10 protein-coding genes are annotated in these 13,096 nt (G+C 31.1%); 1 reads left to right on the top strand and 9 read right to left on the bottom strand.

Going from position 1 to position 13,096, the window contains the following annotated elements; genetic code table 11:
• Nucleotides 1-56: 56 nt before the first annotated feature.
• The 9 genes from MHL31_RS15115 to MHL31_RS15075 form a co-directional block, all read right to left on the bottom strand.
• Nucleotides 57-1,814, bottom strand: coding sequence for a nitric oxide reductase activation protein NorD (locus MHL31_RS15115; RefSeq protein WP_240226813.1), 1,758 nt, complete (start codon nt 1,812-1,814; stop codon nt 57-59).
• Nucleotides 1,815-1,831: 17 nt separating this feature from the next.
• Nucleotides 1,832-2,611: a CbbQ/NirQ/NorQ/GpvN family protein gene (locus MHL31_RS15110; RefSeq protein ID WP_240226812.1), complete on the bottom strand. Its 780-nt coding sequence runs from the start codon at nt 2,609-2,611 to the stop codon at nt 1,832-1,834.
• Nucleotides 2,604-3,323, bottom strand: coding sequence for an SCO family protein (locus MHL31_RS15105; RefSeq protein ID WP_240226811.1), 720 nt, complete (start codon nt 3,321-3,323; stop codon nt 2,604-2,606). The genes MHL31_RS15110 and MHL31_RS15105 overlap by 8 nt, the downstream gene beginning before the upstream one ends.
• Nucleotides 3,324-3,325: 2 nt before the next feature.
• Complete coding sequence (locus MHL31_RS15100) at nt 3,326-4,090, bottom strand: formylglycine-generating enzyme family protein (protein ID WP_240226810.1); 765 nt, start codon at nt 4,088-4,090, stop codon at nt 3,326-3,328.
• A 12-nt stretch (nt 4,091-4,102) separates the two neighbouring features.
• Entirely contained in the window at nt 4,103-5,560 is a 1,458-nt protein-coding gene (gene nirK / locus MHL31_RS15095) for a copper-containing nitrite reductase (protein WP_240226809.1), read from the bottom strand.
• Nucleotides 5,561-5,695: 135 nt separating this feature from the next.
• Complete coding sequence (locus MHL31_RS15090) at nt 5,696-7,033, bottom strand: cbb3-type cytochrome c oxidase subunit I (RefSeq protein WP_240226808.1); 1,338 nt, start codon at nt 7,031-7,033, stop codon at nt 5,696-5,698.
• Nucleotides 7,034-7,051: 18 nt separating this feature from the next.
• Nucleotides 7,052-7,540: a cytochrome c gene (locus MHL31_RS15085; RefSeq protein WP_240226807.1), complete on the bottom strand. Its 489-nt coding sequence runs from the start codon at nt 7,538-7,540 to the stop codon at nt 7,052-7,054.
• Nucleotides 7,541-7,654: 114 nt separating this feature from the next.
• Entirely contained in the window at nt 7,655-8,128 is a 474-nt protein-coding gene (locus tag MHL31_RS15080) for an Rrf2 family transcriptional regulator (RefSeq protein ID WP_240226806.1), read from the bottom strand.
• 58 nt (nt 8,129-8,186) lie between these two features.
• On the bottom strand, nt 8,187-9,563 hold the full coding sequence (locus MHL31_RS15075; protein WP_240226805.1) for a tryptophanase: 1,377 nt from the start codon (nt 9,561-9,563) through the stop codon (nt 8,187-8,189).
• Between the two features lie 378 nt (nt 9,564-9,941).
• On the opposite strand from MHL31_RS15075, the gene ccsA reads away from it, so the two are divergent.
• The gene (gene ccsA / locus MHL31_RS15070) at nt 9,942-13,061 is read left to right on the top strand and encodes a cytochrome c biogenesis protein CcsA (RefSeq protein ID WP_240226804.1); all 3,120 of its coding nucleotides are present in this window, start codon (nt 9,942-9,944) and stop codon (nt 13,059-13,061) included.
• Nucleotides 13,062-13,096: the final 35 nt, after the last annotated feature.

Raw genomic sequence — 13,096 nt, 5'->3', positions numbered from 1 at the left:
TAAACAAATATTTATAACTATATAATGTCAGAAAAAATAATGTATTTAGCTAGCTTTTAAGACTGATGCTTAATTTTTTCATACAATTGAACTAAAGACTTTAATAACTCAACAGGCGTAGTTAAAATTTGATAGTGATTTTGTCCAAACATTTGAGGTAAATAATATTTTGCTTGTGCTTCAATAGCCAAAGCATACGAATTTATATTGCGTTCGTTCAATTCTCTAAGCGCTTGTTTCACATCGTTTACACCGTATATTCCTTCGTATTTATCGTAATCGTTTGGCTTACCATCTGAAATTAAAATCACCCATTTGTTTTTGGTATCGCGCTTGTCTAACATCGCTCCAGAATGCCGTAACGCAGCTCCAATTCGGGTATACCCACTTGGTTCCACTGCTCCTACTTTAAATTTTGCTTTGTTCCAATCATCATCAAACTCTTTAATGGTTATATAAGATGAATGATTTCTAGTTTTTGAATAAAAACAATCGATAGAAAAATCGATATTAAATTCGTTTAAAATTTCTCCAAACAAAATAGACACCTGTTTTTCAACATCAATTACTCTGTTTCCGGCAGCATATCCATCACTAGACAAACTAACATCTAACAATATTAAAAGCGACAAATCTTTCTCTTTTTTACGTTTTGAAAGGTATATTTTTTCAGAAGGCGTATGTCCCGAATGCACATCCACAAACAAATCGGTAATGGCATCTATATCAAATTCTTCTCCCTGTGTTTGTCTGCGCTGTTGCTGGTATTTATTGTTTACTGTGGTTAGCATTTTTCGCAAACCATTTAAGGTAGACCGGTGTTGATTTAATGTTTTTTTATAATACGAAACATCTGTTTTTAGCAAAGTTTTTGGATACACTTTACAAAAATCTTGTTTGTAATTTCGTTTTGAATAATCCCATTCATCATATAAAATATGATAGCCCGAACTATCAATTTCAGCACTTTCAGATACGGTGGTATTCTCCATAAAATCCGCTTGATACACAGAATGCGCCGTATCATCAACACGCACGGTGTATTTCATTTTTACATCGTCTAATGCATTTGAATGCTCGTCTAGTTCATCTTCGCCATCAAAATCTCTAAAATTTCCACCAAATTCCTCCGCAGTTTCTACTTTTTCAAATTGATGTTGCAATACAGCATCTTCTTGTTGTTTTAGATCAACCTGCACCGAAATTATTTCTTCAACAGCTTTTGATTTTAAAATTGTTTTTGGCTCTTCTTCAGTTGCTTTTTTTACATCTTCCGTAAAGTTTTTCAAAGTATTTCCCGTAACATCTTCCGTAGCATTTTTCATAAATTTCCCATAAACAAAAGAGAAATCTTGCGGTTTTTTTTCTGAATAAAATTGAATGAATTTTTCGTGATATTTTTCAGCAATTGGAAATTGTTCAAACAATGAAGCCAATACTAATTTTGAATTTTCTTCAGATTTTTGTTGCGATTCAAGTAATTCGTGCTCTTCATTATCATGCCAATTCAAATTTAAATTTTTCTGAATTGACAAGTATAATACACGAAATAAATAGAATGAAATATTTTCATCTGTTGAAGGAAAATCAGAGAATTTAGTTGGTAAAAAAAAGTTGTTATTTTTATAACCTCCTTCTCTTTCTGCTTGAAAAATCTCAATAGCTTCACCTGTAATTGCTCTAGCAAAAATGGTTAAACGCGGTTTTATTTCATCTAAATTTACAGCGTGCGCAATGGCTTCTTCCCGCTTTAATCGTTTGCGTTTAAAGTAGTAAGCTAGTTTGGTGAATATGTATTCATCTGGCTCGAACATTTTTCGCTTTTGGCTTACTAAATCATTAAGTTACACAAATCTTTTAACGCTTCAATTACTTCTAAATCATCGGTTAAAGGCTCTACAATAGCAACTTCAACAGACAAGCGTTTTGGCAAACCGCTATGAATTAATTTTGCGGCATCAACCAATAAACGCGTTGAAACAGTTTCGGCCAAACCAAGCTCGGTTAGGTTTCTAATTTTAGTAGCAATATTTACCAACTTTTTAGCAATACCAGCTTCTATATTGGTTTCATTTACTAAAATTTCTGCTTCAATTTTAGCTTCTGGATACGCAAATGAAGTAGCAATAAATCGTTGCCGTGTAGAAGGTTTTAATTCTTTAAATCCTTTTTGATACCCAGGATTAAAAGACGCAACCAACATAAAATTTTGATGTGCTTTTACGGTTTCTCCCAACTTATCAATAAACAATTCTCTACGGTGATCGGTTAAAGAGTGAATGGCAACAATAACATCGGGTCTTGCTTCTGCTATTTCATCTAAATAAATAATGGCACCTTCTTTAATTGCTTTTGTTAAAGGACCATCCATCCAAACTGTTTCAGCACCTTTAATAATATATCTTCCAATTAAATCGGTTGAAGAAGTTTCTTCGTGACAGCTAATGGTTATCAATTCTTTTTCTAATTGATGCGCCATAAACTCAATAAATCTAGATTTTCCCGTTCCTGTTGGGCCTTTCAATAAAAAGGGAATTTTATTTTTATATGCGTGTTGAAAAACTTCTACTTCTTTGCCAACTTGATGGTAATATGGGGTTTTACTACTCATTTTTTTCTGTTGTTTCAATAATTTTTGCAATGGTTTCTTTGTTATCAACTTCCAAACCTTCTTGCTGATGTACTAATTCTCCTTCAGCATTAAACACACTTATAATGTTAGAATGTGAAAAGTCTATAGGTGAAATTTGTTTGTATTTTACAGCCAATACATTTGCAAATTCACGCACTCCAGCTACAGAACCTTGTAAAAAAGTCCATTGTTCGTCATCCATAAAATTTTCAATAGCAAAAGCTTTCAATACTTCGGGCGTATCTGTTTCTGGATCAATACTTATTAAAACAAAGTCAATATCATTTAATAAATTCTTCGGAATTTCTTTTTCAATATTTCGCATATCGGCAACTAATCTAGGGCAAGCTGCTTTACACGAAGTATAAATCATTACCATTACCAAGGTTTTACCTTTTAACTCTTTTAATTGAATGGTTGTTCCTTCTTCTGTATTCCAAGTTGATGTTAAATTAAAAATAGATTCATCTGAAATTTCATCAGTTGCAATTATTTTTGAAGTTTGTTCAGAAATTGGTTGTAAATCCATTTTACATACGCTACAAGTTCCAGGTTCTGAATATGTTTTTTCACCTTCACATTTCATTGGACATTGATAAGTTACTTCTGCTTTTTTGTTGGAAGTATCTTTACACGAAACAACTCCAATTATAAGCACTAAAATTAGTGTTATGTATTTTAAATTCTTCATATTTATTTATCTTTTACACACCTAAAACCTAAATTTCGCATGGTGTATTTTGCTTTACTACTACCTCTAATTGCATAGCGCATAAAAGCAGCATAATTCATTAAATCTGTGGCTCCAATTGCGGCACTTCCACAAAACAAATCACTGTCTGTATCAACATCTTTACGCGATTCGCCTGTTATTAATACCGAATTAAAATCTGAAGTCCATTCCCAAACCAATCCGTGTAAATCATAAACGCCCCAATAATTTTTAAAGGTTGAACCAATTTCATTGTTAAATGTTTTTGGTTTTTCATACCAACTCAAAATAAACTCGTTATAAGTTTCTAAAGTTCTGGCATCAGCTAAATCTTCGTTTGCCATGGCTACAAATTCCCACTCATCAACTGTTGGCAATCGCTTTCCTTGGCATTCACAATAATCGTTTGCTGCAAACCACGAAACATTGGTTATTGGTGCTTTTAACGCTTGATTATCCGCTAAAATAGTATCAGCTTTCCAAGCATATAAATAGTTGCCATCTGCAAATAAACTTTTTACATTAGACCGTTGCCATTTAGGATATTTTTTCACAAACTGAAGATATTCTTCATTGGTAACGGGATAAACATCCATTTCAAAATCATTGATAGTTACCGGTAATGAATCTCTTCCGTACAAAGGAATATAAGTACCACCTTCAATTAAAACCATTTGAGACTGACAATTCGCTTGAATTGCAAAAAATAGAAATACACCAATTATCAGTCTTAAAATAGTTTTCATAAATTAAAATATTTAGTTTGCGTTTTTAACTTTAGTAACCATTGCTGGAGTTACTTCTGTTTTATTATTTCCCCAAGAATTGTAAATGTATGTTAGTACATCAGCAACTTCGTCATCAGTTAGCGTTTGTTTGGTCATTATACTGTTATATTTTACACCATTTACAGTAATTTCGCCTGTTTTACCGTGTAATACAATATCAATAGCTCGATTTACATCAGCATTTAAATAATCTGAATTTGCTAACGGAGGAAAAGCATTTGGAATTCCTTCTCCATTTCCTTGGTGACAGGCAAAACAAGTTTTTGTATAAATTTGTTTTCCTGATTCAATTTTTTCAGCTAAATTTTTATTCACTGCAACTTTAGGTTCTTCTGGTTCATCTGTTACAGGCATTGATTGAATATTACCTCCTTCAGGCAAATAAATACCTTCTTGTTTTACACCTGAATATAATTTTTTATCTTCTTCACCAGAAACTTTTAACATTCCTAAAGCTCCTTTATTAAATGCACGGAAAATTGCGTGATCTACTAAAATAAATGTACCTGGAACATCAACTTTAAAATCTACAATTGCAGCGCCTCCAGCAGGAATAGATGTTGTTTGTACATTTTCATTAATTGTAGAACCTCCTTCAATATGCACATTGTCAAAAATTTCTCCAATAACGTGAAAAGATGAAGTTAAATTAGGTCCTCCATTTCCAACATATAAACGTACTGTTTCACCAACATTTGCAGTAATTGCATTGTCGCCTGTTAAAGCACCAACTGAACCATTAAAAACAACATAATCAGCATCTTCATCAACAGCTTTTTGCATATCAAAGGCTTGTAAACCTCTTTCGCCTGTAGCGCCTTTGGTATAAAAATCACCTTGCATTATATAATATTCTTTATCAACTGGAGGTAAACCTCCTTCTGGTTCTACTAAAATTAAACCATACATTCCGTTTGCAATATGCATTCCCACAGGAGCAGTTGCACAATGGTACACGTACAATCCTGGGTTTAATGTTTTAAACGAAAATGTTTTTTCATGACCTGGAGCTACAAATGATGATTCAGCCCCACCACCTGGACCAGTTACTGCGTGCAAATCAATATTATGCGGCAATTTATTATCTGGATGATTAGAAAGTGTAAATTCTACCTCATCGCCAACTCTTGTTCTAATAAAGCTCCCTGGCACAGTACCTCCAAAAGTCCAATAAATATATTTAACACCATCAGTCATAGTTCCTTCTTGTTCTAGAATCTCCATATTAACAAGCAGTTTTTTTGCTGGCCTATCACCTACAGGAGTTGGAACATATGGAGGAGCAGTTAATTCTGCTTCCATAGTTCCTGAAACTTGAATATTTTTTGAATCTATAATTTTCTTTTTTTCCGAAGTTGAACAGCTTGTTATAACGACTAATAGTAGTAATAAAAAGCTTCCTTTTGTTAGTTTGTTTAGTTTTTTCATTTGAGTTTTAATTAATAGTTTACATTTGTTAAGATACATTAAAAAAGACATCTTTCTATTTTTGTAAGAAATATCGAAGTACTAAACACTTTGATAATCAAGACAATAATTCAGAATCTATCTTTTAAATACCTTTTATTCTATTATTTCTAAAGCTTCGTCTGTAGGAGTTCCGTGTTTATAAAAATCTACAATGTACATTACAATTCCAGTAGCAAACATACTTGCACATAAAATTAATATTACAAAATGAATACTAATTTCTTTTTGAACTTCCATAAAATCCATTCCAAACTTTCGTTCTAAATAAACTTGTGCCACACCTGCAACACCAAAAGCTACTGTCATACCAATCATACCAATATTAGATAACCAAAAAGCCATTCTTCCTGTTGCACTATCATAAAATTTTCTACCGGTCATATTTGGTAAACTGTAACTAATAATTGCTAAAACAATCATTGCATATGCTCCCCAAAAAGCTAAATGTGCGTGCATTGCAGTAACCAAAGTACCATGTGTATATAAATTAGTTTGTGGTAATGTATGCGCAAAGCCTAACAAACCTGCTCCTACAAAAGAAACAATTGCAGCACCTAAAGTCCAATATAAGGCTAATTTATTTGGATGTTTTTTCTCCCCTTTTCTGTACATATTTACAGCAAATAATGCCATTGCTAAAAATGCTAAAGGCTCTAATGCTGAGAAAATACCTCCTACAAGCAACCAAATTTTATTTACACCAATATAATAGTAGTGGTGTCCTGTACCCAACACTCCAGATAAAAATGTTAACCCTACAATTACATATAACCATTTTTCGATAACTTCTCTATCTACACCAGTTAGTTTAATTAACAAGAATGATAAAATACCACCCATAATTAATTCCCAAACACCTTCTACCCATAAGTGAACTACCCACCAACGGAAAAATGAATCGGTAACTTGGCTATCAAATGGTAGCATTCCAGGTAAATACAATAATGCTGCAAATAACAGCCCCATTGAAAGCACCAATGCAGTGGTAGTTTGTTTTTTACCTTTGAATAAGGTAATTAAAATTAGACCTAAAAACAAAAGTACATTTAGTACAACTAAATAATCTAATGGTCGCGGAATTTCTAAAAATTTACGTCCTTCCCACATATTAAAGTGAAAACCAACTATTGAAATTACACCAACAACAGCCAAACTAATTAATTGAACATATGCCAATTTTACATTTACCAATTCGCGTTGTGCCTCTTCAGGAATTATATAATAAGCAGCTCCCATAAAACCAGAAAGTAACCAAACAACTAATAAATTTGTATGAACTGCTCTAGCGGTATTAAAAGGAATAAATTCATGTAAATTATCAAAGCCTATTCGAGCAAAACCCATAATAAAACCATAGGTTATTTGTAAAACTAATAATAGCATTGAAAGTGCAAAGAACCAATAAGCTACTTTTTGTGATTTATATTTCATTTTAAATTTATTTTAAAGTTATTGATTAGTGTTTTCCATTCTTTCTTTAGCAATCGGTGATATTTTTCTATCTACACCTACTACTTTACCAAATCCATTTAAGTCAATTTCTCCAATCCATTTAAAGAAAGCAACCACATCATTTGCTTCAGCCTCTGACATACCATACGCTACCATTTTTCTTCCATTTGGTTGCCAAGGACCTTTAGACATTAAAATACTTTTAATAACTTCTTCTCCATTATTGTTATATTTTGCATTTAATCTGTCTACAACTTTGGTTAATTCTGGAGCATAATAACCTCCTTCACCTAATATAGTATGACATCCCATACAATTATTAGTTTCCCAAATCTCTTTCCCTCTCACAACTTCTGCAGTAATTTTATCGTGATTTGTTTGATCAACATCCTTAGATAAAGAAAACACTGTAAGTCCTATAAAAATAAGAAACGTTACTAATGTCCCTCCCAAAAAGAAAGCTCTTGCTTGTTTTTTTGATAACATGTTTTTACTAGTTTAACTGATTAATTTTCATTTACAATATATTAAGATCTTTTTATCTTTTATATGAAGCAAAAATATATTATTTTTTATATATTTCAATGATAAATATCACTTTTATTTATTTTCTGAAATTTTTATTTCTGGAGAGATATCTTTGATACTTAATTTTCTGCCATTTGCCACAATTTCCTTAGAAAACTCCATAATAGTTTTATCTCTAAATTTCCCTAGAATACTGTTTTTAAATGGTTCTACAATAAAATGTACAGGGCAAGGATTGCTTGAATCGCATTCCGATAGCCCTAAAAAGCATTCGTTTAACCTATTTAATCCATCAATATTTTCTATAATATCCAATACTGTTTTTTGTTGATTTTTTTTGGTTAAATAAAATCCACCGTGTGGTCCTTTGGTTGAAGATATAATTTTACCTTTTACCAATTGTTGAAATAATTTTGCAAGAAAAGGACTTGGAACATCAATAGTTTCAGCAATAACACGAACACTTATTTTTTTATTATCTTTTACATGTTCTGCCAAAAATAATGTTGACAGAATTGCATACTTACTTGCTCGTGATAACATCATACTTTTTAAAATTTATAGCGTTGAAGCCACAAAAATAATAAAAAAAGACTGACAAGTATTAAATTTTGCTGAATTTAGCCGTAAAATGTCTCATAATAGGGGCTTCATCAATAATATTATACCCTGATTTTGCTTCATTTCTAGAATCGTAAATATTTTTTAGCGTAGCAGCAACATAAGCCATGTGATTATTTGTGTATGTTCTTCTTGGTATTGCCAAACGTACTAATTCTAGTTCTGGATATCTATTTTTTCGGGTAAAAGGATCTCTATCAGCTAACACAGTACCAATCTCTACGCCTCGTATTCCACCAACTATATAAAGTTCAATTGCTAAAGCTTGGGCTCTATATTCTTCTCTCGGAATATTAGGCACAAATTTGTTAGCATCTAAGAAAATTGCGTGTCCTCCAAATGGTTGCTGCACAGGAACTCCATATTCAACTAATTTATGCCCTAAATAAGCAACTTGTTCTATCCTACTTTCTAAATAATTAAATTCTGTAGATTCGTTTAAACCAACTGCTAAGGCTCCCATATCGCGGCCATTCATTCCTCCATAAGTAATAAATCCTTCAAACATTATATTAAAAACAGTGGCTTGCTTAAACACGTCTTTATTATTAAGTGCTATAAAACCTCCCATATTTACCAAACCATCTTTTTTGGCGCTCATTGTCATTCCATCTCCATAAGAAAAAACTTCTTTTACAATTTCTTTAATGGTTTTATTAGCATATCCCTCTTCTCTTTTTTTTATAAAATAAGCGTTTTCTGAAAAACGAGCAGCATCAAAATACAATGGTATTCCATAGTGCTTGCACAGCGTTGAGACTGCTTTTATATTTTCAACCGAAACAGGCTGTCCTCCTGCACTATTACAGGTAATTGTTAAAATTACAAATGGAATTTTTTCTTTTGGATATTTTTTAAATACTGCTTCTAGTTTATTTAAATCGATATTCCCTTTAAAAGGATATTTGTTAGAAGTATCAAATGCTTCATCAATTGTACAATCTACTGCAATTGCCTTTCTAAACTCTATATGTCCTTTAGTAGTATCAAAATGAGAATTACCAGGAACAATATCCCCTTCTTTTATCAATGTAGAAAACAAAACATTTTCTGCAGCTCTTCCTTGGTGTGTCGGTAAAAAATAGTTAAATCCTGTTATTTTTTGAACTGTTTCTTTTAATTTTTTAAAAGATGTAGAGCCGGCATAACTTTCATCTCCAATCATCATTTCTGCCCATTGTTTATCGCTCATTGCACCTGTTCCAGAATCCGTTAATAAATCAATAAAAACAGTATCTGAAGATAAGTTAAATAAATTGTAATTTGCTTCTTTAATCCATTGTAAACGTTGCTCTTTTGTAGAACGCTTAATAGTTTCTACCATTTTTATTTTATACGGTTCTGCGTATGGTAATTCCATAATACTAAATTTTAAGTTAAAAAAGATGTGAGAAAAGTGCGAAAAAATCGCTTAAAAAAGTGGCACTATTTAATAAAACACTCTGGGCGTTTAATATTTAAATAGATATTAAAATGAATAGTATAAAGATTTAAATTTTTCATTTAGAATATAAGTCAATAACAAATTTACAAAACTTTTTATTTCTAGTATAAAAAACCTTAAAAAACAATCAATTTTTAATGACAATGGTCAGCGGCTGTACTAAAAGTTACTATTATATTTGTCAGAGTGTTAAAAAATATGGATAATAGTCTTAAATAAACGATTTTGAATGGCTAATATGACAATTATCATTATTTTTGCCCAACATTTATTTTTAAAAATAAAACAACTGTAATGAAGAAACTACTTTCTCTAATTTATTCAACACGTTTAATGGCTCTTTTGTTCTTAATTTTTGCATTAGCAATGGGAATTGCTACATTTATTGAAAACGATTATGGTACAGAAACAGCCAAAGCATTAGTTTATAATGCTTGGTGGTTTGAAGCAATAATGTTGCTATTTGCAATCAACTTTTTTGGTAATATTTTTAAGTATCGATTATTGAGAAAAGAAAAGTTAGTAGTTTTAGTATTTCACCTTGCCTTTTTTTTAATAATAATTGGAGCTGGAATAACTCGTTATATCAGTTTTGAAGGAATAATGCCTATAAAAGAAGGACAAGTAACTAATAAGTTTTTAACCGAAAAAAACTATCTAAGTATTACTGTTAATGATGGGAATGAACAAAAAACACCTGTTCATCACCCTATTTTATTATCCTCGTTAGGAACAAATAATTATAGTTATGATACAGACTTTAAAGGTACCGATGTTGAAGTAAAACTTACAAACTACATTCCAAATGCATTAGAAACTTTTGAAGAAAGTGAAACTGGAGATGAATATATGCATTTTGTTGAATCTGGTTCAGGAGGAAGACATGACCATTATATTAAAAGAGGAACTTCAGAAGTAATACATGGTGTTTTAATAGGTTATGATGCCCCAAATACAAACACTATAGATTTTAAAAACATTGATGGTACTATTAAAATTCAAACTACCGTAGATGGAACTTTTTTTAGAATGGCAGATAGTTTTGAAGGCACAGTTGCTAAGGATAGTTTACAAGATTTTTCATTAATGGCAGTACACAATATTGCTGGAATGCAATTTGTTGTTCCAAATGCTTCTTTAAAAGGTTCATATAAAACCATTTCTGGAGATAAAGATCAAAACACATTAGGACAATTAACATTTGATGTAACCGTTGGAAACGAAACAAAAGAAGTAAAACTTGTAGGTGGTAAATTTGCAATTCAACCTCCAACTCAATTTTCAGTAGGTAAATTAAACTTTAGAATGAGCTATGGAGCTTTGCAAAAAGAATTACCTTTTAGCATTAAATTAAACGATTTTCAATTGGACAAATACCCAGGCTCTAACAGTCCAATGTCTTTTGCTAGTGAAGTTACAGTTATTGATCCTAGTGAAACTTTTGATTTTAGAATTTTTATGAATAATATATTGAATTATAAAGGCTATAAATTTTTCCAATCTAGTTATAATATTACTGAACAATATGAAGAAACACACCTATCTGTAAATCACGATTTTTGGGGTTCTACAATTACATACATAGGGTATTTTTTATTGTATGCAGGCTTAATATTAATACTATTTGTAAAAAATACTCGCTTCGATTTCTTAAGAAAAAGTTTAGAAAAAGTGAAAACTCAAAAAGCAATTCTATCTTCAATTATAATTATTTTATTTTCAACACTAACTTTTGCACAAGAACATAACCACACCCTAACAGAACAACAAGTAGATTCTGCTCTGGTAAAAAATAAAATTGATGTAGCGCATTCCGAAAAATTTAGTAAAGTTGTAATACAAGATGCTGGCGGTAGAATGAAACCTGTGCATACCTATGCCTCTGAATTATTACGAAAAGTAAGTAAACACGATACTTACAAAGGAATGACAGCAACACAGGTATTTTTATCAATTCAACAAAACCCTAGATTATGGTTTCAAATTCCTATAATTTATATTGAAAAAGACAATACCTTATTAAGAGATATTATTGGTATTCCACACGATCAAAAAAATGCTACACTTGCTAACTTTTTTGATGCTAAAGGAATGTATAAAATTTCTGAAATTCAACAAGATGCTCAAAAAACCAATATTAAAAGTAAGTTTGAAAAAGATGTAATTAACGTAGATAGAAGAGTAAATCTATTATATTCAGCAATTACAGGTGATGTTTTAAGAATTTTTCCAATTCCAAATGATTATAATAACACTTGGGTATCGCATAACGATATAAATTCTGCAAATTTTAAAGGCCAAGACTCTGTTTTTGTACGACAAATTTTACCAATTTACCTTCAAACATTATCAGAATCTAATAATACTAAAGACTATAGTAAATCTGATGAAATTTTAGGTGGAATTATAAACTTTCAAAAAAAATATGGAAGCGCAGTATATCCATCAGATGATAAAATTGATTTAGAAATTGCTTATAATAAATACGATATTTTTAAGACCATCTATAGCTACTATATGTACATTGGAACCTTAATGTTCTTCTTAGTAATTTTCCAAATTTTTAAAAACAATAAAAGTGTAGACTTCTTAATTAAAGCAAGTATTGCTATTGTTATAGGTTTGTTTTTATTACACACTGGAGGTTTAATTGCTCGTTGGATTGTAAGTGGAAATGCTCCTTGGAGTAATGCCTACGAATCTATGATTTATGTTGCGTGGGCTACTATGCTTTTCGGGTTAATTTTTGGTAGAAAATCTTCAATGACAATTGCTGCTACCGCTTTTTTAACATCATTTATATTAATGGTTGCACATTGGAACTGGATGGATCCAGAGATTGCAAACCTACAACCTGTGCTTAATTCGTATTGGTTAATGATTCATGTTTCTATAATTGTAGCAAGTTATGGCCCATTTGCTTTAGGTATGATTTTAGGTTTAGTAGCCTTAATACTTATGATTATTACCAACTCTAAAAATAAAAAGAAAGTTGGTTTAATGATTAAAGAAATTACCATTATTAACGAAATGGCTTTAACTATTGGATTGATATTATTAGTTGTTGGTAACTTTTTAGGTGGACAATGGGCTAATGAAAGTTGGGGACGTTATTGGGGCTGGGATCCAAAAGAAACTTGGGCTTTAATAAGCATTATGGTTTACGCATTTGTATTACATATGCGTTTAGTACCTGGGTTAAGAGGTAGATTTGCCTTTAATTTATTCTCTGTTGCAGCATTTGCATCTATTTTAATGACCTATTTTGGAGTAAATTTCTACCTTTCTGGTTTACACTCTTATGCAAGTGGAGATAAAGCTATTACACCTACTTTTGTATACTATTCAGTAGCTGTAGTTTCAATTTTAGCAGTTTTTGCACATCACCAATATAAAAAACATTATAAAAAATAATTAAAACCAAAGCAAAAATGTAACTTTGCATTCCA

The organism is Lutibacter sp. A80, from assembly GCF_022429645.1.
Classification (GTDB): Bacteria; Bacteroidota; Bacteroidia; order Flavobacteriales; family Flavobacteriaceae; genus Lutibacter.
This window is presented reverse-complemented; position numbering and strand designations above follow the sequence as displayed.